General features: G+C 66.0%; 15 protein-coding genes and 1 pseudogene. 11 read left to right on the forward strand and 5 right to left on the reverse strand.

The window, feature by feature from the left end:
* Nucleotides 1-41 precede the first annotated feature (41 nt).
* Together PI990_RS02165 and gshB are read right to left on the reverse strand one after the other, a co-directional pair.
* Nucleotides 42-935, reverse strand: coding sequence for an energy transducer TonB (locus PI990_RS02165; protein ID WP_271659701.1), 894 nt, complete (start codon nucleotides 933-935; stop codon nucleotides 42-44).
* Between the two features lie 87 nt (nucleotides 936-1,022).
* Nucleotides 1,023-1,994, reverse strand: coding sequence for a glutathione synthase (gshB, locus tag PI990_RS02170; RefSeq protein ID WP_271659702.1), 972 nt, complete (start codon nucleotides 1,992-1,994; stop codon nucleotides 1,023-1,025).
* 270 nt (nucleotides 1,995-2,264) lie between these two features.
* Between gshB and pilG the strand changes: the two genes are divergently transcribed.
* From pilG to PI990_RS02210, 8 genes are all read left to right on the forward strand, one after another.
* On the forward strand, nucleotides 2,265-2,672 hold the full coding sequence (pilG, locus tag PI990_RS02175) for a twitching motility response regulator PilG (protein WP_021218373.1): 408 nt from the start codon (nucleotides 2,265-2,267) through the stop codon (nucleotides 2,670-2,672).
* A gap of 48 nt (nucleotides 2,673-2,720) precedes the next feature.
* The gene (gene pilH, locus PI990_RS02180) at nucleotides 2,721-3,086 is read left to right on the forward strand and encodes a twitching motility response regulator PilH (protein ID WP_003458790.1); all 366 of its coding nucleotides are present in this window, start codon (nucleotides 2,721-2,723) and stop codon (nucleotides 3,084-3,086) included.
* 48 nt (nucleotides 3,087-3,134) lie between these two features.
* Nucleotides 3,135-3,671 (forward strand): chemotaxis protein CheW, encoded by a 537-nt coding sequence (locus PI990_RS02185; protein ID WP_021218374.1) that lies wholly within the window; start codon nucleotides 3,135-3,137, stop codon nucleotides 3,669-3,671.
* Nucleotides 3,672-3,864: 193 nt separating this feature from the next.
* On the forward strand, nucleotides 3,865-5,913 hold the full coding sequence (locus PI990_RS02190; protein ID WP_031287349.1) for a methyl-accepting chemotaxis protein: 2,049 nt from the start codon (nucleotides 3,865-3,867) through the stop codon (nucleotides 5,911-5,913).
* A 62-nt stretch (nucleotides 5,914-5,975) separates the two neighbouring features.
* Nucleotides 5,976-6,836 carry a CheR family methyltransferase gene (locus PI990_RS02195; RefSeq protein WP_031287350.1) on the forward strand — a complete coding sequence of 287 codons (861 nt, stop codon included), beginning with the start codon at nucleotides 5,976-5,978 and terminating at the stop codon, nucleotides 6,834-6,836.
* Nucleotides 6,837-6,845: 9 nt separating this feature from the next.
* On the forward strand, nucleotides 6,846-14,789 hold the full coding sequence (locus PI990_RS02200; RefSeq protein WP_271659703.1) for an Hpt domain-containing protein: 7,944 nt from the start codon (nucleotides 6,846-6,848) through the stop codon (nucleotides 14,787-14,789).
* Nucleotides 14,782-15,801 carry a chemotaxis protein CheB gene (locus PI990_RS02205; RefSeq protein ID WP_021218378.1) on the forward strand — a complete coding sequence of 340 codons (1,020 nt, stop codon included), beginning with the start codon at nucleotides 14,782-14,784 and terminating at the stop codon, nucleotides 15,799-15,801. Before PI990_RS02200 ends, PI990_RS02205 begins: the two co-directional genes overlap by 8 nt.
* A 56-nt stretch (nucleotides 15,802-15,857) precedes the next feature.
* Complete coding sequence (locus PI990_RS02210) at nucleotides 15,858-16,328, forward strand: chemotaxis protein CheW (RefSeq protein ID WP_021218379.1); 471 nt, start codon at nucleotides 15,858-15,860, stop codon at nucleotides 16,326-16,328.
* 117 nt (nucleotides 16,329-16,445) lie between these two features.
* Here PI990_RS02210 and PI990_RS02215 read toward each other — a convergent pair whose 3' ends face one another.
* On the reverse strand, nucleotides 16,446-17,165 hold the full coding sequence (locus PI990_RS02215; protein ID WP_021218380.1) for a 16S rRNA (uracil(1498)-N(3))-methyltransferase: 720 nt from the start codon (nucleotides 17,163-17,165) through the stop codon (nucleotides 16,446-16,448).
* A 77-nt stretch (nucleotides 17,166-17,242) separates the two neighbouring features.
* On the reverse strand, nucleotides 17,243-18,649 hold the full coding sequence (locus tag PI990_RS02220; RefSeq protein WP_021218381.1) for an adenosylmethionine--8-amino-7-oxononanoate transaminase: 1,407 nt from the start codon (nucleotides 18,647-18,649) through the stop codon (nucleotides 17,243-17,245).
* Nucleotides 18,650-18,818: 169 nt separating this feature from the next.
* Here PI990_RS02220 and PI990_RS02225 point away from each other — a divergent pair.
* From PI990_RS02225 to PI990_RS02235, 3 genes and pseudogenes are all read left to right on the forward strand, one after another.
* A pseudogene (locus tag PI990_RS02225) lies at nucleotides 18,819-20,288 on the forward strand (FAD-dependent oxidoreductase); the annotation flags it as partial.
* A gap of 224 nt (nucleotides 20,289-20,512) precedes the next feature.
* Nucleotides 20,513-21,067: a cytochrome b gene (locus PI990_RS02230; RefSeq protein WP_021218383.1), complete on the forward strand. Its 555-nt coding sequence runs from the start codon at nucleotides 20,513-20,515 to the stop codon at nucleotides 21,065-21,067.
* Between the two features lie 27 nt (nucleotides 21,068-21,094).
* Entirely contained in the window at nucleotides 21,095-21,670 is a 576-nt protein-coding gene (locus PI990_RS02235; RefSeq protein WP_271659704.1) for a YceI family protein, read from the forward strand.
* A 167-nt stretch (nucleotides 21,671-21,837) separates the two neighbouring features.
* On the opposite strand, the gene PI990_RS02240 is transcribed toward PI990_RS02235, so the two are convergent.
* Nucleotides 21,838-23,718 carry a DEAD/DEAH box helicase gene (locus PI990_RS02240; RefSeq protein WP_271659705.1) on the reverse strand — a complete coding sequence of 627 codons (1,881 nt, stop codon included), beginning with the start codon at nucleotides 23,716-23,718 and terminating at the stop codon, nucleotides 21,838-21,840.
* Nucleotides 23,719-23,759 lie beyond the last annotated feature (41 nt).

Consider the following 23,759-nt stretch of genomic DNA (forward strand, 5'->3'; position numbering starts at 1 on the left):
GCGCCGCAAGCTTCAAGCGCGGTTGCGCCGCACCCGCCCGGTCAGTTGCTCGACAGGCGGTCGCCGCGCTCGAAACGCCAGGTGCGGATGATTTCCAGGCGGTCGATGTCGGCCAGGTCGCCGGTGAAGGGGGCGAAGGGGGCGGCGAGGCGGACGATGCGCATGGCGGCCTGGTCCAGCACCGGTTGGCCGGAGGATTCCAGGAGCTGCACTTCATAGAGGGTGCCGTCACGGTTGATCGACACCAGCAGGCGCAGGCTGCCGTAGAGGCGCTGGCGGCGGGCTTCCTCGGGGTAGTTGAGGTTGCCGACGCGCTCGATCTTCTTGCGCCAGTCGTCCTTGTACCAGGCGCCCTTGTCGCGCATGGTCGAGGCGGCGTTGAGGCGGTGGATGCGCGGGCGCTTGGCGTAGAGCTGGCGCTCCTGGGATAGCTCGGCCTCCAGGCTGGCGATCTCCGAGGACAGCTGGGTGCTGTCGAACACCGGTGCCGGGCGGGCTTCGGGTTCGGGCTTGGCTTCCTCGTGCTTGACCGTGGTCTTCTGCACCTTGGGCGCGGTGGTGGCGACGGCGGCCTTGGGGGCTTCCTGGCGCGCAGCCTGCTGCGGCGCGGCCGGCGGCGTGACCTTCTTGATCTCCTGGTCCTGGAACGGCGCCTGCTCGGTGGTCTTGGGCTTGTCCTTGTGTTCCAGGGTGCCGCTGCCCTGCTGGTTCATCTGCGCCAGGTAGTCGGCCTTCTCGGGCTTCTTGTCGCTCTTGAAGCTGGCGAGGGTGACTTCCAGGGTCTTACTGATCTGGCTGGGGTCGGCAAAGGTGAAGCCGACCCCGAGGATGAAGGCAACGTGCAGCACGGCCGCGAGGAACAGGGTGAAACCCAGCCGGTCCGCCGGGCGTACGCCGGAGGAGGGGAAGTCGGAAAAATCAGCGGCTGCGTTCATCGCACATCGGGTCTGCTCAGGATGGCGCGCAGTCTGCCGAACTGGGGCGGCAGGCTGCAAGTTGCATGTCCAAAGCTGTTAGCTGCATCAAGCTTGGGGCTTGCGCCCGTTCTCGGCGAGCTTGGTCTGGATGGCGTCCATGAGGCGATCACCGATGCGCGTGTCATAGGCGGCGTCGATCTCGCGGATGCAGGTCGGGCTGGTGACGTTGATTTCGGTGAGGCTGTCGCCGATCACGTCCAGGCCGACGAACAGCAGGCCGCGCTCGCGCAGGGCCGGGCCGACGGTGGCGGCGATCTCGCGGTCGCGCTCGGACAGCGGTCGCGCCTCGCCACGGCCGCCGGCCGCCAGGTTGCCCCGGGTCTCGCCAGCGGCGGGAATGCGCGCCAGGCAGTAGGGTACCGGTTCACCGTCTATCATCAGAATGCGCTTGTCGCCGTCCTTGATCGCGGGCAGGTAACGCTGGGCCATGATCTGCTCGGCGCCGTGACGGGTCAGGGTCTCGAGAATGACGGAAAGGTTCGGATCGCCCTCGCGGTGGCGAAAAATCATCGATCCGCCCATGCCATCAAGGGGTTTGAGAATGATGTCACGCTGCTCTTTCGCAAACTCGCGCAGAATATCAGCCCTGCGACTGACCAGTGTCGGTGGGGTCAGTTGAGGGAACAGGGTGGCGAAGTACTTCTCGTTGCAGTCGCGAAGGCTCTGCGGGCGGTTAACCACCAGCACGCCGGCGCGTTCGGCCTGTTCCAGCAGGTAGGTCGAATAGACGAACTCGTTGTCGAAGGGCGGATCCTTGCGCATCAGGATCACATCCAGCTCGGCCAGCGGGGCGTCGCTCTCGTCTTCCAGCTCGTACCAGCGTTGAGGATCGGCGAACACTTTCAGCGGCCGCATGCGGGCGCGGGCTTCGCCGGCCTTCTGGTACAGGTCCTGCTGCTCCATATAGTAGAGGGACCATCCGCGGGCCTGGGCTGCCAGCAGCATGGCCAGGGAGCTGTCCTTCTTGAAGGAGATGTGCGCAATGGGGTCCATGACGATCCCGAGGCGAACGCTCATGGGTGTGTTCTCCGCGACTGTTTAATAGAGAAGGGCACTGGAGAATTCCGGGCCCGGTAACGAGGCGCTCAGGTTGGCGCTGGAGGTTGTCGCGGTCAAGGGAAACCTCGCCGCATGGACTAGGATTCCCGGAGGCTGGCGCTTTGTAGCTTGCGTCCGGAGAGTGTGCTAAAAAGGCCCGACGATTGGGTCGTAGCCCGTCGCTGACAGGGCCTCAGGCGCACTGAACTAAGCAAAATAACGACTCACCGAGGCGATGGTAGGGCGAACATGGAACAGCATTCCGAGGGTTTGAAGGTCATGGTGATCGACGATTCGAAAACGATTCGTCGCACCGCTGAAACTCTGCTGAAGAAGGTGGGTTGCGAGGTCATTACGGCCGTCGACGGCTTCGACGCATTGGCCAAGATCGCCGATACTCACCCCAATATCATTTTCGTCGACATCATGATGCCGCGGCTCGATGGCTATCAGACCTGCGCCCTGATCAAAAACAACAGTGCTTTCAAATCCACCCCGGTGATCATGCTGTCCTCGAAGGACGGCCTGTTCGATAAGGCCAAGGGTCGCATCGTTGGTTCCGATCAATACCTCACCAAGCCTTTCAGCAAGGAAGAGTTGCTCGGCGCGATCAAGACTCACGTGCCTGATTTCACCCCGGTGGAACAAGCCTCCTGAAGTCCGGCCTCCCATGGCCGGTGATGCCTTTCCGTTTTGGGGACAAACATGGCTCGTATTCTGATTGTTGATGACTCGCCGACCGAGATGTACAAACTGACCGCCATGCTCGAGAAGCACGGCCACCAGGTACTCAAGGCCGAGAATGGCGCCGATGGCGTTGCCCTGGCTCGCCAGGAAAAACCCGACGCCGTGCTGATGGACATCGTCATGCCCGGCCTGAACGGCTTCCAGGCAACGCGTCAGCTGACCAAGGACGCCGAGACCAGCCACATTCCGGTGATCATCGTCACCACCAAGGACCAGGAAACCGACAAGGTCTGGGGCAAGCGTCAGGGCGCGAAAGACTACCTGACCAAGCCGATCGACGAAGACACCCTGCTGAAAACCCTCAACGCAGTACTGGCCGGCTGATGCCGGAACAGTCCGTCGATAACTAGAAGAAAGAAGGCCCTGGCCGGCATGTCGGACGCGCAGACCCCTTTCCAGCTTCTCCTTGAGATCGACCAGCGCTGCCGTGCGCTGGCGGCGGGCCTCCCTGCGCAGCAGGAAACCGTACAGACCTGGAGCGGCATCGGCTTCCGCATGGGCGAGCGTCTGTTCGTGGCGCCCATGGGCGAGGTTGGCGAGGTGCTTCACGAGCCGCGGCACACGCTGCTGCCGGGCGTGAAGTCCTGGGTCAAGGGCGTGGCCAACGTACGTGGCCGGCTGTTGCCGATCATGGACCTGTGCGGGTTCTTCGGTGGTGAACTGTCGCCCCTGCGCAAGCAGCGCCGGGTGCTGGTGGTGGACCACCAGGAAATCTTCGCCGGGCTGATCGTCGACGAGGTCTACGGCATGCAGCATTTCCCGGTGGATTCGTTCTCCGAGGAACTGCCTCCCCTGGAGGCGGCGATCCAGCCGTTCATCCACGGTGTGTTCCAGCGCGAGCAACCCTGGCTGGTTTTCAGCCCTCACGTGCTGGCGCAGCACCAGGTGTTCCTCGACGTGGCGGTATAGCTTTATCCGCATCAGGCCTCAGGGCCGGGTGCGGCGGGCCGTTTCCGGGAGGGGCGGTTCAGCGTGGCGGGGCGATTCCCCGGCACGCACGCGGCGCCGGTGGTGCCGTTGATTCAAGGTTGGGCCGGTTCATGCCGGCCCTTTGGCGTTACATGGAAATCGTTGTGTTGTTGGTCCAGGCGGGGGCCCGATAATGAAAAAACTTAACGCAGGCAATCTACTTGCGGGAACGCGCAGTAGTACGTTGATCGCAGGGCTGTTCGTGGTCCTGATCGTGTCCATCGTGCTGTTGTTCGCCAACTTCGCATACCTGAACACCCAGGCGAACTACGACAAGGAATACCTCAGCCACTCCGGTGAGCTGCGCGTACTGTCCCAGCGTATCGCCAAGAACGCCACCGAAGCGGCGGCGGGCAAGGCCGAGGCCTTCGCCCTGTTGAAAGACGCCCGTAACGACTTCGAGAAGCGCTGGAACATCCTTGTCAATGGCGACGAGAACACCGGTCTGCCGCCCGCTCCGGAAGGCGTGAAGGCCGAGATGGACGCCGTGCAGGCCGACTGGAACAGCCTGCGGCAGAACTCCGACGCCATCCTTGCCAGCGAACAGACCGTTCTCTCCCTGCACCAGGTAGCCGCGACCCTGGCGGAAACCATTCCGCAGCTGCAGGTCGAGTACGAGGAAGTGGTCGACATCCTGTTGGAAAGCGGCGCGCCCGCCGACCAGGTCTCGGTAGCCCAGCGCCAGTCGCTGCTGGCCGAACGTATCCTCGGCTCGGTGAACAAGGTACTGGCCGGTGACGAAGACTCCGTACAGGCCGCCGACATGTTCGGCCGCGACGCCAGCCTCTTCGGCCGTGTACTGAACGCGATGCTGGAAGGCAACGCGGCGATGGAAATCTCCAAGGTGACCGACAACGAAGCCCTGGAGCGCCTGCAAGAGATTTCCGAGCTGTTCGAATTCGTTTCCGGTTCCGTGGACGAGATTCTCGAAACCTCGCCCGAACTGTTCCAGGTCCGTGAATCCGCCAACACCATCTTCACCGGTTCGCAGACCCTGCTGGACAAAGCCTCCACCCTGGCCGGCGGCTTCGAGAAGCAGGCCGAAGGCCGTAGCTTCAACACCCTCGCCGGTTACCTGCTGGGCGCCCTGGCCCTGGGGTCGATCATCCTGATCGGCCTGGTCATGGTTCAGACCACCCGCAGCCGACTGGCCGAGACCGCCGAGAAGAACGAACGTAACCAGGCGGCGATTCTGCGACTGCTCGACGAAATCGCCGACCTTGCGGACGGTGACTTGACAGTGGCCGCGACCGTAACCGAGGACTTCACCGGTGCGATCGCGGACTCCATCAACTACTCGATCGACCAGCTCCGCGACCTCGTAGAGACCATCAACCTGACAGCCGTGCAGGTAGCGGCGGCGGCCCAGGAAACCCAGGCCACTGCAATGCACCTCGCCGAAGCGTCCGAGCACCAGGCGCAGGAAATCGCCGGCGCCTCGGCGGCCATCAACGAGATGGCGGTGTCGATTGACCAGGTATCAGCGAACGCCTCGGAATCCTCCGCGGTAGCGGAACGTTCCGTAGCCATCGCCAACAAGGGCAACGAAGTGGTGCACAACACCATCACCGGCATGGATAACATCCGTGAGCAGATCCAGGACACCTCGAAGCGGATCAAACGCCTCGGTGAATCGTCCCAGGAGATCGGTGACATCGTTAGCCTGATTAACGACATTGCCGACCAGACCAACATCCTCGCACTGAACGCCGCGATCCAGGCGTCCATGGCCGGTGACGCGGGCCGCGGCTTCGCCGTGGTAGCGGACGAGGTCCAGCGACTCGCGGAACGCTCCTCCGCCGCGACCAAGCAGATCGAGGCCCTGGTAAAAACCATTCAGACCGACACCAACGAAGCGGTTATCTCCATGGAACAGACCACCTCCGAGGTGGTACGTGGTGCGCGTCTGGCGCAGGACGCCGGTGTGGCACTGGAAGAGATCGAGAAGGTATCCAAGACCCTCGCGGCCCTTATCCAGAACATCTCCAACGCCGCTCGTCAGCAAGCGTCCTCGGCGGGCCACATCTCCAACACCATGAACGTGATCCAGGAGATCACCTCGCAGACCTCCGCAGGTACCACTGCTACCGCCAAGAGCATTGGTAACCTGGCCAAGATGGCCAGCGAGATGCGCAAATCGGTATCCGGCTTCAACCTGCCGGACGCTCCGGAACAGGCCTGACCAAGGGAGATGCCGCGGCTTGACGCCGCGGCGCAGCGGCCATGAGCGAGAGGCACGACAGCATGCAGCCAAGCGGCGTGTGGGCCTTGAAACCCCTGGCCGACATGACGCCCGCGCAGTTCCACGACTGGCAGTCGCTGCTCGAGGAACGCACGGGTGTGGTGATCAACGAACAGCGTCGCGCCTTCCTGCAGACCAATCTCACTGCACGGATGCGCGAACTGGGCGTTGACGACTACAGCATCTACTACCGCCAGGTCACAGACGGCCCGCGTGGTGCTGTGGAATGGTCCACGCTGCTGGACCGCCTCACCGTTCAGGAAACCCGGTTCTTTCGCCATCGCCCCTCCTTCGACCTGCTCGACGCCTACTTGCGTGAGCGGGTCGCTGCGGGCCTGGACAGCCCTTTGGCGCTCTGGAGCGTCGGCTGTTCCAGCGGCGAGGAGCCTTATTCGCTGGCGATTGCCGCCGCCGAGGCGCTGCAGGACAGCGACCGGCCGGAATTCTTCGGTGTGACCGGTACCGACATCAGCCTCAGCGCCCTGAACAAGGCGCGGGAAGGGGTGTACGGGGCACGCCGCCTGGAACAGCTGGATGCTGACCAGGGCGAACGTTATTTCCAGGTCATGGACGATGGCCGCTTCAAAGTTGTTGAGAGCCTGGCCGCGCGCGTTTGCTGCGCCCGGCTCAATGTGCTGGAACTGGCGAAGGCGCCAATGTCCGGCATGGACGTAATCTTCTGTCAGAACCTGTTGATCTATTTTCGCCGCTGGCGTCGCCGTGAAATCCTCAACCGCCTGGCCGAGCGCCTGGCGCCGGGAGGCCTGATGGTGGTGGGCGTGGGCGAAGTAGTGGGTTGGCACCATCCGGACCTGGTTCCGGTGGCCAACGATCAGGTTCTGGCATTCACCCGGAAGGGATAGCAGACGGCTATGAGTGATCGGCACGATTATGTCGCCCTTGAGTGGGTCAAGGGCGAGATCGCGGAAACCCTGAAGCAGGCGCGACAGGCTCTGGAGGCGTTCGTCGAGAACACCCAGGACCCGACGCGCATGCGTTTCTGCCTGACCTACGTGCACCAGGTCCACGGCACCCTGCAGATGGTCGAATTCTACGGCGCGGCTTTGCTCGCCGAAGAAATGGAACAGCTTGCCCAGGCGCTGATGGAAGGTCGCGTGACCAACCAGGGCGAAGCCCTGGAAGTGCTGATGCAGGCCATCCTGCAGCTGCCGGTCTACCTCGACCGCATCCAGAGTGCGCGCCGCGACCTGCCCATGGTGGTGCTGCCGCTGCTCAACGACCTGCGCGCGGCGCGGGGCGAGAAACTGCTGTCGGAAACCAGCCTGTTCTCCCCGGACCTCTCCAGCCGCCTGCCCGCGCTGTCCATGGACGCCCTGGCGCAGATGCGCACCGCCGAACTGCCGGTGCTGCTGCGCAAGCTGCGGCAGATGCTGCAGCTGGCCCTGGTGGGGATCATCCGCAACCAGGACCTGGCCACCAACCTCGGCTACATGGCGCGCGTCTTCGCCCGCCTCGAATCCCTGTGCAAGGAAGCGCCCCTCGGCACGCTCTGGCCCATCGCCTCCGGCATGGTCGAAGGCCTGGCCAATGGCAGCGTGGTCAACGGCACCTCCGTGCGCACCCTGCTGCGGCAGATCGACAAGGAACTCAAGCGCCTGCTTGACCAGGGCGCCGACGGCATCAACCAGCCGGCTCCCGAGGAGCTAGTCAAGAACCTGCTGTTCTACATCGCCAAGGCCCCTGCCCAGTCGCCGCGTATCCGCGCCCTGAAGGAACAGTACCGCCTCGACGAAGCGCTGCCCGACACCGACGTGGTGGACGAGGAGCGTGCCCGCCTCGCCGGCCCCGACCGCGACGCCATGCGCTCGGTGGTCACCGCCCTCTGCGAGGAGCTGGTACGGGTCAAGGACAGCCTGGACATCTTCGTGCGCAGCGATCGCCGCGGCGTCGCCGAGCTGGATTCCCTGCTGGCCCCCCTCAAGCAGATCGCCGACACCCTCGCCGTGCTGGGCTTCGGCCAGCCGCGTCGGGTCATCCTCGACCAGATCGACGTGGTCCACAGCCTGTCCCTCGGCCAGCGCGAACCCAATGACGCCGTGCTGATGGACGTCGCCGGTGCGCTGCTCTATGTCGAAGCCACCCTCAATGGCATGGTCGGCCCGGCCGATGACCGCCGCGCCGAAGAAAGCCACCTGCCCACCACCGACGTGGCGCAGATCCACCAGTTGGTGATCAAGGAAGCGCGCAATGGCCTGGAACAGGCCAAGGACGCGATCATCGAGTTCATCGCCTCGCAGTGGAACCACGAGCACCTGGCTCGCGTCCCCGAGCTGCTGACCCAGGTCCGTGGTGGCCTGGCGATGATCCCGCTGAGCCGTGCCGCGACCCTGCTGGAAGCCTGCAACCGCTACATCCAGGAGCAGCTCCTGGCGCGCAAGGCCGTGCCCAACTGGCAGAGCCTGGACACCCTCGCCGACGCCATCACCAGCGTCGAGTACTACCTCGAACGTCTCTCCGAAGACCACGCGACCCAGGGCGACCTGATTCTCGACGTGGCCGAGGAAAGCCTGGAGGCGCTGGGCTACCCGCTGAAGGAAAAGCCCTCGATCCTCGACCGCATCGAGCCGGAAGAAGAACCGCTGCCTCTGGCCGACCCGCTGCAGGAAATCGAAGTGCTGGCCGCCGAGGAATCGGAGCTGGTCGAGCCGCTGGACCTGGAGCCCTTGAGCGAGGGTGACGACCTGCTGGTCGCCGCCGAATTCGCCGAGCCGGTCGCCGCCGAGAGCACCGAGGAAACACCGCCGGCCGCCCTCGACGCACTGCCGGAACTCGAACCGCTGCCCGAGCTTGAACCCCTTGCCGAGCTGGAACCGGCCATCGACGCCGAGCCCGAGCGGGTTGCTGAACCCGTCGCCAGCTTCGACGAACTGCCGGACCTCGACCCGCTGCCCGAACTGGACGCGCTGACCGAGCCCGCCGCCCTGGGCGAACTGGACGCCCTGCCGGCCCTGGACGAGCTGAGCCTCGAAGCGCCCGCTGCCGACAGCGCCGAGCTGCTGGTCTCCGACGACAACTGGAACCTCGGCGAGCTGCCGACCGAAGCGCCCGAAGTCATCGACTTCAGCCTCGATGTGCCGCTGGAGCTGCATGCCGCCCAGGAACCCCAGGACAACCTGGAGCCCCTGCAGAGCTTCGATCTGGACGACCTGGAGCCGCTGCCGGACGCCACGCCGCTGGAAAGCCTCGAACCGCTCGAAGGCGAAGTCCTCAGCCTGGAACCGCTGCCCGAGTCCACGATGAGCTGGGACGACATGGAGCTCACCGGCCTCGACCTCCCCGAGGTCGAGCTGCCCACTGCCCCCATCGAGCCACAGGCACCTGTTGTCGAAGAGCACAAGCCGCTGTCCATGGCCGATGTCATGGCCGCGCCCACCCAGGCCATCAACCCGCCTGCCGGCGACGTGCCGCCCAGCCTGCTGCCGCCGCCTGCCGACGAAGAGCCGGTGGATGACGAGTTGCTGGAAGTCTTCATCGAAGAGGCCGGCGAAGTCCTGGAGACCATCGGTGACTTCCTGCCCCAGTGGCTGGCCGACACCGACAACAAGGAAGCCCTGACCGAAATCCGCCGCGCCTTCCACACCCTCAAGGGCAGTGGTCGCATGGTGCGCGCGCTGGTCATCGGCGAACTCTCCTGGTCCATCGAGAACCTGCTCAACCGCGTGCTGGATCGAAGCATCCAGCCCGACGAAGACGTCCGTGGCGTAATCCAGGACGTGGTCGCCCTGCTGCCGCAACTGGTCGACGAATTCGCCGCCAAGGCCCAGCGCCAGCGCGACGATGTCGACCACCTGGCCGCCGAGGCACACGCCCTGGCGAAGGGGCAGCGACTCCCAAAATCTGAAGCCCCGGACTCAGCACAGGCAGTCGAGCCCGAGGGCGAGCCGGAAGCACCGGTCGTCGCGGAGCCAACCGTCATCGCGGACGCCCCCGTCGCCGTCGAAAGCGACGAAGAGCCGCTCGACCCGCAGTTGCTGGAGATCTTCCGCAACGAGGCCGAGACGCACCTCGACAGCCTGGTGGGCTTCCTCGCCGACTGCGCCCAGTCCCTGCCGCAGCCGGTCACCGACAGCCTCCAGCGTGCCCTGCACACCCTCAAGGGCAGTGCGCACATGGCGGGCATCCTGCCGATCGCCGAGATCGCCACGCCCCTGGAAAAGCTGGCCAAGGAATACAAGACCAACCTGGTGCAGATGGACCTGGCCGAGGCCGAGCTGCTGCGCGACGCCGAACACCTGTTCCGCGCCGGGCTGGAGCAACTGGAAACCACGCCGCTGGCGGGGATCCCCGGCACCGCCGAGTTCCTCGAGCGTGTGCAGCAGCTGCATCAGGATCGTCTCGGCGCCGCCGAAGCCGCGCGCCTGGGTGAGCGGGGCGAGGCGGTACGCGACCCGCAGTTGATCTCCATATTCCTCGCTGAAGGCATGGACATCCTGCTGGATGCCGAAGACCTGCTGCGCCGCTGGCGCGAGCACCCGTCCGAGCGCCAGGAACTGGGTGCCCTGCTGGAAGAACTGAACACCCTCGGCCGCGGTGCCGAGATGGCCGAGCTGCCGCAGATCGAAGAGCTCTGCGAAGCCCTGCTCGACACCTACGGTTCCGTGGAAGAAGGCAGCCTCGCCGTCAGCGAGCGCTTCTTCGCCGAAGCCGAGCGTGCCCACGAAGCGCTGATCGGCATGATGGACCAGGTGGCTGCGGCCCTTCAGGTCACGCCCCAGCCCGAGCGCGTGCAGGCCCTGCGCGAGCTGCTGCAGGAAGCGGTCGACCCCGCTGCCCTGGCGCTGCTCGATCCCAAGCTGACCACCGGGCTGACCATCGAGGAACTCGATGAGACGGACCTGGAAGGCCTGATCGACTGGAACGCCACCGACGCCGAGCTGCCGCCCCTGGCGGAGCTGATGGAAGAGCCTGCGCAGTTCGACGAGGTGACCCTGCCCGAGCTGACCGCTGCCGGCCTGGAGGAGGACCTGTCCTCGCCGATCGTCGAGCCGGAGCCGGTGGTCGAGGCCCCTGCGGCCCACACGCCCAGCGTCTATGAATCCCTCGACGAGGAAATGGTCGCCATCTTCCTCGAAGAGGCGGTGGATATCCTGGAAAGCGCCGGGCAATCCCTCGACCGTTGGTTGGGCGAACCCGACAACCATGGCTCGCTGCTGTCGCTGCAGCGTGACCTGCACACCCTCAAGGGTGGTGCGCGCATGGCCGAGATCGCCCCCATCGGTGATCTCGCCCATGAACTCGAATCCCTTTACGAAGGCCTGGTGGATCGCCGCTTCAGCTACTCGCCGGCCCTCGGCGGCCTGCTGCAGCAGAGCCACGACAGCCTCGCCGTGCTGCTCGACCAGCTGCAGGCACGCATGCCGCTGAACGACCCGCAGGCGCTGATCCATGCCATCCGCACCTTTCGCCAGAACGGTGGGCTGAGCCTTTCCGCAGCAGCGGTTGCGCTACCGCTCGACGACATCGAAGACCTCGCCGAGGTCGAAGCGATCGAGCCAGCTGACGACGCCCCAAGCGCCGAGCTTGGTGAGAGCATCGTCATCGACGAAGAACAGCCGCCCCTGGCGTTGATCGACGAAGCCGACCCGCTGGACACCCAGGCGGCCATCGACGCCATCGACGCGGTGGTGGAGGAGCTGCCGGCGGAAGCCGTGGCCGAGCTGCTGCCCGATGCCCCTGCGGACGTCGACCCCGAATTGCACGTGCTGCACGCCGAACCGGTGAGCGACGACGAGCCCGAGCTCGACCAGTGGCTGGTTGACGAGGCCCAGGAAAGCGCGCCGGCCGAAGCCGAAGCCGAAGCCGAAGCCGAGCTTGAAGCCGAGCTTGAAGCTGAGCCCGTGATCGAGCTGCACGCCGAGCCGGAAGTGCTGGACCTGTCTGAGGTCGAAGTGCCTGCTGCCATCGAGCCCGAGCCCGAGCCCGAGCCCGAGCCCGCACCGGTGATCGAAGCACCCCGCGCCGTCGAGCCCGTCTCCAGTGCCTTCGATGATCGCGATCCGGAACTGGTGGAAATCTTCCTCGAGGAAGGTTTCGACATCATCGACAGCGCCGGCGCTTCGCTGCAGCGCTGGATGGACGACGTCAACAACATCCTCGAAGTCGAAGCCCTGCAACGTGACCTGCACACCCTCAAGGGTGGTGCGCGCATGGCCGAGATCCGCGAGATCGGCGACCTCGCCCACGAACTCGAATTCCTTTATGAAGGCCTCTGCGGCGGGCGCCTGCGCGCCAGCCCGGGCCTGTTCGCCCTGCTCCAGGCCTGCCATGACCGCCTCGCCGAGATGCTCGAAGCGGTGCGTGACAAGCGTGGCGTGCCCAGCGGCGATGCCCTGATCGACGCCATCAAGCGCTTCCGGGCCAACCCGGACGAGCAGCTGAGCATGCCCTCCAGCGTGCACCTGCAGCCCGCCGCCGACGTGGTCGAGGACGATGCCAGCGAAAGCGACGACATCCTCGACATCTTCCTCGAAGAGGCCGATGACCTGCTCGAAGCCATGGAGCGCACCATCGGTCGTTGGGAAGAGCAGCGCGAGGACGGTGCCCAGATCGACGAACTGCTGCGCCTGCTGCACACCCTCAAGGGTGGTGCGCGCCTGGCCGGGCAGAAACGCTTGGGCGACCTCAGCCACGACCTTGAACAGCACCTGACCGAAGCGCAACAGCAAGGCGCGCCCTGGCCGGACAGCCTGTTCCTCGATGTGCAATCCGGTTTCGAGGGCCTGCAGGCCGAGCTCGACCAGCTGCGCGAGCGCCTGAACGCGGTGCTTGCCGAAGAGGCCCAGGAACCGGAAGCCCCCGAGCCGACCCCGGTCGCGCAGGCCCCCGTGCCCACCCTGGCCGCGCCCATTGTCGCTGCCAGCGCCGTGCCGCAGGTGGTGGCCGAGAACAAGGTCCTGCCCTTCGTCCGCAAGGCCCAGGAAGCCGCACTGGACGCCGCCTCCCGCCGTGCACCCCAGGAGCTGGTCAAGGTACCGGCAGACCTGCTCGAAGGCCTGGTCAACCTGGCCGGTGAAACCTCGATCTTCCGTGGCCGTGTCGAACAGCAGGTGAGCGACTTCAGCTTCACCCTGAGCGAGATGGAAGCCACCATCGAACGGGTCCGCGACCAGCTGCGCCGCCTCGACACCGAGACCCAGGCGCAGATCCTCAGCCGCTACCAGGCCGAGGCCGAGCGTGCCGGCTACGAGGACTTCGACCCGCTGGAGATGGACCGCCACTCGCAGCTGCAGCAGCTGTCCCGTGCGCTGTTCGAGTCCGCGTCCGACTTGCTGGACCTCAAGGAAACCCTGGCGGCGCGTAACCGCGACGCCGAAACCCTGCTGCTGCAACAGGCACGGGTCAACACCGAGCTGCAGGAAGGCCTGATGCGTACGCGCATGGTGCCCTTCGACCGCCTGGTGCCGCGTCTGCGCCGGATCGTCCGCCAGGTGGCGAGCGAACTGGGCAAGCAGGTGGAATTCGTCGTCGGCAACGCCGAAGGCGAGATGGACCGTACCGTCCTCGAACGCATCGTCGCGCCGCTGGAGCACATGCTGCGCAACGCCGTGGACCATGGCATCGAATCCGTCGACGCACGCCGCGCCGCCGGCAAGTCGGAAACCGGCACCATCCGCCTGACCCTGGGCCGCGAGGGTGGCGATATCGTCCTCGCCCTGGCCGACGACGGCGGTGGCATCCGTCTCGACGCCGTGCGCCGCAAGGCCATCGAGCGCGGGATGATGGACGCCGATTCCGACCTCTCCGACTACGAGGTGCTGCAGTTCATCCTCGAAGCCGGCTTCTCCACCGCCGAGAAGGTCACGCAGATCTCCGGCCGTGGCGTGGGCATGGACGTGGTGCACTCCGAGGTGAAACAGCTCGGCGGCTCCATGAGCATCGACTCGACGCCGGGCGAGGGCACCCGCTTCCTCATCCGCCTGCCGTTCACCGTATCGGTGAACCGCGCGCTGATGGTGCTCTCCGGCGAAGACCTCTACGCCATCCCGCTGAACACCATCGAAGGTATCGTGCGGGTCTCCCCGTACGAGCTGGAGGCTTACTACCAGCCCGATGCCCCGCGCTTCGAGTACGCCGGCCAGGCCTACGAACTGAAGTACCTGGGCGACCTGCTGAACAACGGCCAGCAACCCAAGCTGGTGGGCCAGAGCCTGCCGCTGCCGGTGATCCTGGTGCGCTCCACCGAGCACGCCGTGGCGGTCCAGGTGGACTCCCTGGCAGGCTCCCGCGAGATCGTGGTGAAGAGCCTCGGCCCGCAGTTCTCCGGGGTGCACGGCATCTCCGGCGCCACCATCCTCGGTGACGGCCGCGTGGTGGTGATCCTTGACCTGCTGGCGACCATCCGCGCCATGCACGCACACCTGGTGCAGATGCTGCCGCGCTCCGCCACCCAGGCGGCGCTGCCGGCGGAACTCGATCACGACCGTCCGCCGCTGGTGATGGTGGTGGACGACTCGGTCACCGTGCGCAAGGTCACCAGCCGCCTGCTGGAACGCAACGGCATGAACGTGCTCACCGCCAAGGATGGGGTGGACGCGATCTCGCAACTGCAGGAACACCGCCCGGACATCATGCTGCTGGACATCGAGATGCCGCGCATGGACGGTTTCGAAGTGGCCACCCTGGTGCGCCACGATGAGCGACTGAAAGACCTGCCGATCATCATGATCACCTCGCGTACCGGTGAGAAACACCGTGAGCGGGCCATGACCATCGGCGTCAACGACTACCTGGGCAAGCCGTACCAGGAGTCCCTGCTGCTTGAAACCATCCAGCGACTGGTCAAGGGAAATGACTGAGAAAACCTCTGCGCGTATCGCCGTCATCGCCGACACCTCGCTGCAGCGCCATGTGCTGCAGCAGGCGCTGGCGGGCAACGGTTACCAGGTGGTGCTCAACAGCGATCCGGCACGGCTGGATGAGGAAACCCTGAGCGCCTGCGAAGTGGACCTGTGGTTGGTGGACCTGGCGCAGTCGGACGACTCGCCCCTGGTCGACAACCTGATGGAACGCGCCAGCGCACCGGTGCTGTTCGGCGAGGGCCATGCCCCCGAGCGCCACTCGGAGAATTACCCGCGCTGGGAGCGTCGCCTGTTCGGCAAGCTCAAGCGCCTGGTGGGCGACCCGGCCGTGGCCGTCGGTCCCAGCCTCGAAGCCCTGCTCAGCGATGCGCAGCGCCCGGCGCGCCTGGACCTGCCCCGCGCCCTGGCCGACACGCCGCTGGTAGCCGGTGAGCCGGCACGCCAGGTGTGGCTGCTGGCGGCGTCCCTCGGTGGCCCGGCTGCGGTGAAGGCCTTCCTTGATGCCTTGCCCGGCGGCCTGCCCGTTGGCTTCATCTATGCCCAGCACATCGACCCGACCTTCGAAACGGCGCTGCCCCAGGCCGTCGGCCGTCACAGCCAGTGGCCGGTCAACCTGGCCCGCCCCGGTGATGCGGTGCGTGCCGGTGAAGTGGTGGTGGTGCCCATCAGCCATGAACTCAGCTTTGCCGAAGACGGCGCCATGCTGGTGGGCGAACGCCCGTGGCCGGAGCCCTACAGCCCGTCCATCGACCAGGTGATGCTCAACCTCGCCCAGCACTACGGTGCCCAGTGCGGGGTCATTGCCTTCAGCGGCATGGGCAGCGACGGCAGTGCAGCCGCCGCCTATGTACGCCGCCAGGGCGCGCCGATCTGGACCCAGCGTGGCGACAGCTGCGCCTGCGCCAGCATGCCCGACAGCCTGCGCGAGGGTGGCTACAGCACCTTCAGCGCCGATCCCCGCGAGCTGGCCCAGGCGCTGGTGAACCACCTGGCGGAGCAGTGCGCCTGAGGCCCGAGGGCCCAGGGCGACAACGCCGGGAATGAAGAATCGTTGAAGGAAGAACCATGAGCCAAGCCGTCACCAACCCGAACAGCGCCAACAGCCTCACCGGCCTGCTGGTGCCGCTGTCCGACCGCACCCTGCTGGTGCCCAACGTGGCGGTGGCCGAGCTGATCCCCTATCGCGCGCCGCAGGTATCGGCGGGCATGCCGGCCTGGTTCCTCGGCCAGGTGGCCTGGCGTGACCTGCGCTTGCCGCTGCTGTCCTTCGAAGCCGCCTCCGACGGCCAGCCCCAGACCGGCGCCGGCGCCCGCGTGGTGGTGCTCAACGCCCTGGGCGGCCGTGGTCACGTCAAGTTCATCGCCCTGCTGGTGCAGGGCATCCCGCGCTCGCTCAAGGTCGACTCAGACCTCCCCCGCGCCGCCGTCCCCCTCGCTCCCCTGGAGCTGGACGCCGTACAACTGGGCAACGACATCGCGCGCATCCCCGACCTCATTGCACTCGAGCAGATGCTCGAGGATGCGGGGATTATCTAGCCGGAAGCCGGAAGCCGGAAGCCGGAAGCCGGAAGCCGGAAGCCGGAAGCCGGAAGCCGGAAGCCGGAAGCGGTGCCTTGGCTTTTGCTTCCAGCTTCAAGCTAAAAACGCTTCCAGCTAAAAGTCACCCCATAACTGCTGCGCCACGCTGAGCGCCACCACCGGCGCTGTCTCCGTCCTCAACACCCTGGGTCCCAGGCGTGCCGAATGGAAGCCGGCGGTTTGCGCCTGGGCGACTTCGGCGTCGCTGAGGCCGCCTTCGGGGCCGATGAGGAAGGCCAGGGTGCCGGGCTTGGCGTGGCTGGCCAGGGGTTCGGCCACCGGGTGCAGCACCAGCTTGAGGTCGGCGTCGACCTGCTTCAGCCAGTCGGCGAGGCTGACGGGGGCGTGGATCACCGGCAGCACCGAGCGGCCGCATTGCTCGCAGGCGCTGATCGCCACCTGGCGCCAGTGGGCCAGGCGCTTGTCGGCGCGCTCATCTTTAAGCCGCACTTCGCAGCGCTCGCTGACGATGGGGGTGATCTCGGCGGCGCCCAGTTCGGTGGCTTTCTGGATCGCCCAGTCCATGCGCTCGCCCCGCGACAGCCCCTGGCCCAGGTGCACCCGCAACGGCGACTCGGCCTGGCCGGCGAAGGCCTCACGCAGCTCGACGCGCACATTCTTCTTGCCCACCTCCACCAGCTCGCCGAGGTACTCCTGGCCGGAGCCGTCGAACAGCTGCACGGCATCGCCCACGGCCAGGCGCAGCACGCGACCGATGTAATGGGCCTGGGTTTCCGGCAGCTCGTGCTGGCCGATGGAAAGGGGGGCGTCGATGAAGAAGCGGGAAAGGCGCATGGGAGCTGGAAGCCTGAAGCTGAAAGCCTGAAGTCTACCCGTGCGGCGCTTCCAGCTTCCAGCTTCCGGCTGCTCCTCTAGCCCGGATCCCTGTGATTGGGATGCAGGTCGCTGGCGACGCTGACGCTCACCGAGTCGCGGGTGGCGATGTCGATGCCTTCGCTGGCCACTTCGGCGAGGAAGTCGATCTGCTCCGGGGTGATCACGTAGGGCGGCAGGAAGTACACCACGTTGCCCAGCGGGCGCAGCAGCGCGCCGCGTTCCAGAGCGTGCTGGAAGACCTTGAGGCCACGGCGCTCCTGCCAGGGGTAGGGCGCGCGGCTGGCCTTGTCCTGGACCATCTCGATGGCCAGCACCATGCCGGTCTGGCGCACTTCGGCGACATGGGGGTGATCCACCAGGTGGGCGGTGGATTGCGCCATGCGCACCGACAGAGCGCGGTTGGCCTCGATCACCTTGTCCTGCTCGAAGATGTCCAGGGTCGCCAGGGCGGCAGCGCAGGCCAGCGGGTTGCCGGTGTAGGTGTGCGAGTGGAGGAAGGCGCGCAGGGTCTGGTAGTCGTCGTAGAAGCCCTGGTAGACGGCCTCGCTGGTGAGTACCGCGGCCATGGGCAGGTAGCCGCCGGTGAGGGCCTTGGACAGGCAGAGGAAGTCCGGTGCGATGCCGGCCTGTTCGCAGGCGAACATCGTGCCGGTGCGGCCGAAGCCGACGGCGATCTCGTCGTGGATCAGGTGCACGCCGTAGCGGTCGCAGGCCTCGCGCAGCAGCTTGAGGTACACCGGGTGGTACATGCGCATGCCGCCGGCACCCTGGATCAGCGGCTCGACGATGACGGCGGCGACCTCCCCGTGGTGCTCGGCGAGGGTGCGCTCCATGTGGGCGAACATGGTGCGCGAGTGTTCTTCCCAGCACATGCCTTCGGGGCGCAGGTAGCAGTCGGGGCTGGGCACCTTGAGGGTGTCCATCAGCAGGGATTTGTAGGTCTCGGTGAACAGCGCCACGTCGCCCACCGACATCGCCGCGATGGTCTCGCCGTGGTAGCTGTTGGTCAGGGTGATGAAGCGCGTCTTGCCCTCGCGGCCCTGGTTGCGCCAGAAGTGGTAGCTCATCTTCAGCGCCACCTCGATGCCCGAGGAGCCGTTGTCGGCGTAGAACACGCGGTCCAGCCCCGCGGGCGTGAGCTTCACCAGGCGCTCGGAGAGTTCGATCACCGGCTGGTGGCTGAAGCCCGCGAGGATCACGTGTTCGAGCTGGTCGACCTGGTCCTTGATGCGCTGGTTGATGCGCGGGTTGGCGTGGCCGAAGACGTTGACCCACCAGGAGCTGACGGCATCCAGGTAGCGCTTGCCTTCGAAATCCTCCAGCCAGACGCCTTCGCCACGGCGGATGGGCACCACCGGCAGGCGTTCGTGGTCTTTCATCTGGGTGCAGGGATGCCAGAGCACGTCGAGGTCGCGCTTCATCCAGTCGGCGTTGAGGCCCATGGGGTGGTCTCCGGAAAGGGTCGGGGAAGACTATGCAATAGGGGTGAGATGGACAAGCGCGCCGCGCCGGCACAATGGCCGGCGCCGACGGGCATCTCTGGTGGCTGCCGGGTGCCTGGCGTATCCTGCGCGCCATTCAAGAAATACGACCGTTCCTCGGGGGAATCCAATGTCTGCTGCCTGGCTGCGCACCTGTGCGTTTGTTGTGTTGGGAGTGCTCAGTGCCGTTGCGCAGGGCAAGGAAAAGCAACCGGCCGCCATCGTGGTCGGCGGTGGCATGGCCGGCCTCACGGCGGCCTATGAGCTGCAGCAGCAAGGCTGGCAGGTGACCCTGCTGGAGGCCAAGCCGAGCATCGGCGGGCGCTCCGGCCTGGCCAGCACCGAGTGGATCGGCTCCGACAAGCTGCAGCCGACCCTGAATGCCTACCTCAAGGGGTTCAAGCTGGCGACCGTGGCCGCGCCCGAGTACGTGCGCACCCCGGGCTACCTGATCGCCGGGCGCTACTTCAACGAGGCGGACCTGCTCAAGGAAGCGCCCAGCACTGTCGAGGGGCTGAAGCGCTTCGACAAGAGCCTGGATGATCTCGCCGCCTCCATCGAGGATCCGCTGCAGCCGCTGGTCAACCACACCCTGCAGACCCTGGACTCCATCAGCGTGGCGCGCTGGCTCGACAAGCTGGCGCTGCCGCCCACCTCCCGCGCCCTGGTGGACCAGCGCATCCGTTCGCGCTACGACGAGCCCTCGCGCCTGTCGCTGCTCTACCTCGCCCAGCAGGGCCGGGTCTATCGCGGCCTGCCGGAAGGCGACCTGCGCGCTGCCCGCCTGCCGGGTGGCAGTGCGGCCCTGGCCCAGGCCTTCGCCAAGAAGATCAAGACCATCAAGACCAATGCGCGGGTCTCCGCCATCGTCCAGGACAAGGACAGCGTCACCGTGAAAGTGGGCGGCGCCGGCTACAGCGCCGACTACGTGGTGCTCGCCGTGCCGCTGCCGGCGCTGGACAAAATCAGCCTCACCCCGTCGCTGTCTGCCCTGCAGCTGCGCTCGCTGAAGGACATCAACTACGGTTGGCGCGACCAGATGCTGCTCAAGTTCAAGAAGCCCGTGTGGGGCAAGTCGCGCCTCTCCGGTGAGGTCTATAGCGACCAGGGCCTGGGCATGATGTGGGTCGAGCCCGCGCTCAAGGGCGGTGCCAACCTGCTGGTGAATATCTCCGGCGACAACGCGCGCCTGCTGCAGGCCTTCGGTGACCGGCAGATGGTCGACCAGGTGCTGATCCGCTTCGACAAGCTGTTCCCCGGCGCCCGCGAGCAGTTCACCGGCTACGAGCTGCGCCGCTACGGCAAGGACTCCCTGGTGGGCGGCGCCTACCTGGCCTATGGCCCGGGCGAAATCAGCCTCTACTGGCGCATGTGGGAGAAGCCCCTGGGCCGGGTGATCTTCGCCGGCGAGCACACCGACGCGCTCTACCCGGGCACCTTGGAAGGCGCCCTGCGCAGTGGCCAGCGCGCCGCCAGCCAGGCCCGTGACCTGTTCGCCGGCAAGAGCCTGGAACCGGTCGAGCAGGTTGCTGCCGCCGCCCCGGCTCCGGCCAAGGCCGATGCCAAGGAAGAAAAGAAGGGCTTCTTCTCCCGCCTGTTCAACTGATGGCGCCACGGGCGCAATGCCCGTGACCTCCAGTCGCCTCCGGGGTGCCGTTCGTGCACCTCGGACAGAACTTAAAGCCCCTTCCCACGCCTAATTCCCGCTCGGGCCAATTCGTCCTACCTATCGTATTGCCCGATATTTCAAAGCGACATTTTCTACTTTTCTTCGATATTTTTGCCGCTAGGCTTGGCCCATCCGTTTTTCAAGGAAACCTCCTGATGCAGTGGCGCAATACTCCCAACCGCTTCGGCCTCGTCAGCATCGTCCTGCACTGGGGCGTTGCCCTGGTCGTCTTCGGCCTGTTCGGGCTGGGGCTGTGGATGGTCGGCCTCGACTACTACAGCGGCTGGTACAAGACCGCCCCTGACATCCACAAGGGCATCGGCATCCTGCTGTTCCTAGTCATGCTCGCTCGCGTGCTCTGGCGCTTCGTCAGCCCGCCGCCGCCGGCCCTGCCCAACCACGGCCAGCTCACCCGCCTGGGCTCCAAACTGGGTCACCTGGCGCTCTACCTGGGCCTGTTCGCCATCATGGTTTCCGGTTACCTGATTTCCACCGCCGACGGTCGCGGCATTGCCGTGTTCGGCCTGTTCGAAGTGCCGGCGACCCTGACCAGCATTCCCGACCAGGAAGACGTCGCCGGCGTCATTCACGAATACCTCGCCTGGGGCCTGGTGATCTTCGCGGGCGTCCATGCGCTCGCTGCGCTCAAGCACCACTTCATCGATCGCGACGCCACCCTGACCCGCATGTTCGGGCGCGCCGCCAAATAAGCTGCACCCTCACAAGGAGAAATACCGATGCTGAAGAAATCCCTCGCCGCGCTGACCCTCGGTGCCGCCCTGTTCGCCGGCCAGGCCATGGCCGCCGACTACGCCATCGACAAAGAAGGCCAGCACGCCTTCGTCAACTTCAAGATCAGCCACCTGGGCTACAGCTGGCTGTACGGCACCTTCAAGGACTTCGACGGCTCCTTCAGCTTCGACGCCAAGGCGCCGGAAGCGAGCAAGATCAAGGTCACCCTGCAGACCGCCAGTGTCGACACCAACCACGCCGAGCGCGACAAGCACATCAAGAGCGGCGACTTCCTCAATGTGAGCAAGAACCCGACCGCCACCTTCGAGTCCACTGGCGTGAAATCCACCGGCAACGGCACCGCCGACGTAACCGGCAACCTGACCCTGAACGGCGTGACAAAGCCGGTCGTGGTCAAGGCCAAGTTCATCGGTGAAGGCGACGACCCGTGGGGCGGCTACCGTGCCGGCTTCGAAGGCACCACCACCCTGAAGCTGAAGGACTTCGACATCCAGAAGGACCTCGGCCCGGCTTCCCAGGAAGTCGAGCTGATCATCTCCTTCGAGGGTGTGCGCAAGTAAGATTGCGCGGATGACGAAGAACGCCGGCTGATGCCGGCGTTTTTCATTTCCGGCACAACGCAGTGCCGTGTCGGAACTGGGTGCCTCTTCCCGGGCTACGATGCGGTGCTCCGAGGCACAAATGAAAACGCCGGCCCTGGGGCCGGCGTTTTTCATGGCGTTGCAGCTCAGCGGTTGCGGGTCAGCAGCGCCGGCTTCTCGCCACGGGGGCGGTTGCTGTTGGACAGTTGGTCCAACTGCTCCGCGGTGGGGAAGCGATCACCCTTGGATTCCTTGTGGATGATCTTCGGCTGCGGCTTGCGCGGTTCCTGCACGGCAGGCTCCTCGCGGCCGCGGGAGGCGCGGGGCTCGTCACGGCGGGCCTGGCCACCGTTGCTGCGACCCTGGCCACCACCGCTACGGCGCTGACCGTTGCCAGCACCCTGGCCGCCACCGCCGCCACCGCTGCGGCTCTTGCCCTGGCCCTGGCCTTGACCCTGGCCACGTGCACCGGCGCCTTGGCCCTGACCCTGGCTTCTGCCCTGGTTCTGGCCTTGACCCTGGCCCTGACCGCCACGGCGGTTGCGGCTCTGGGTCTTGTCCGGGTAGGGGCTGACGTAATCGGCGCGGTTGCCGAAGTTGTCCACGTCGTCGTCGAGGAACTCTTCCGGGTCGCGATCACGCGCGGGCTGCGGCGGACGCTGTGGGCGAGCCTGCTGCTGGTTGTTGTTGGCGGAGGCGGTGGCTTGGGCGTTCTCGCCGTCCTTGCCTTTGCCCTTGCCGCGACGGTTGCGGCTCTTACGCGGCTTGCCTTCGCCATCGGCGGCGGCCGGGGTGGCCGCTTCGCGCTTCGGACGGTCGGCGCGGGGCTGGCGGGCCGGCTGCGGCGGGCGTACTTCGGGGCGCTCGGCCTCGACGGCGGAGGCGTCGAAGCCCTGCATGTCGCCATCGGGAATGCGCTGCTTGGTCAGGCGCTCGATGGCCTTGAGCAGCTTCTCTTCGTCCGGGGCGACCAGGGAGATGGCTTCGCCGCTACGACCGGCACGACCGGTACGGCCGATGCGGTGCACGTAGTCTTCCTCGACGTTGGGCAGCTCGTAGTTGACCACGTGGGGCAACTGGTCGATGTCCAGGCCGCGGGCGGCGATGTCGGTGGCGACCAGGATGCGCACGCTGTTGGCCTTGAAGTCGGCCAGGGCCTTGGTGCGCGCGTTCTGGCTCTTGTTGCCGTGGATCGCGGCGGCCGGCAGGCCATGCTTGTCGAGGTATTCGGCAAGGCGGTTGGCGCCGTGCTTGGTGCGGGTGAACACCAGGACCTGTTCCCAGGCGCCGACGGTGACCAGGTGGGCCAGCAGCGCGCGCTTGTGGTTGGCCGGGAGGCGGAACACCCGCTGCTCGATGCGCTCGACCGTGGTGTTCGGCGGCGTCACTTCGATGCGTTCGGGGTTGTGCAGCAGCTTGCCGGCGAGGTCGGTGATGTCTTTGGAGAAGGTCGCCGAGAACAGCAGGTTCTGGCGTTTCGCCGGGAGGCGGGCGAGGACCTTCTTCACATCGTGGATGAAGCCCATGTCGAGCATGCGGTCGGCTTCGTCGAGTACCAGGATCTCCACGTGGGAGAGGTCGATGCTGCCCTGGCCTATCAGGTCCAGCAGGCGACCGGGGCAGGCGACCAGGACGTCGACGCCCTTGGACATGGCCTGGACCTGCGGGTTCATGCCGACACCGCCGAAGATGCAGGCGCTGGCCAGCGGCAGGTCACGGGCATAGACCTTGAAGCTGTCGTGGACCTGGGCGGCGAGCTCGCGGGTCGGGGTCAGGACCAGGACGCGGGCCTGGCGTGGGCCATGGCGATGCGACTTGTCCGGGTGACCATTGGGGAACAGGCGCTCGAGAACCGGGAGGGCGAAGCCGCCGGTCTTGCCAGTGCCAGTCTGTGCCGCAACCATCAGATCGCGACCTTGCAACACGGCGGGAATGGCCCGCTGTTGCACCGGAGTGGGCTGGTTATAGCCGGCTGCTTCCACAGCGCCGACTAAAGCCTCGGAGAGACCGAGGGAGGCAAAGGACATGGGAAATCCTGTCTAGTTAGGGCTTGGCCCGGGGGAGTGTC

Origin of the sequence: Pseudomonas sp. TUM22785, from assembly GCF_028198105.1 — a bacterium.
Lineage (GTDB): Bacteria > Pseudomonadota > Gammaproteobacteria > Pseudomonadales > Pseudomonadaceae > Metapseudomonas > Metapseudomonas solani.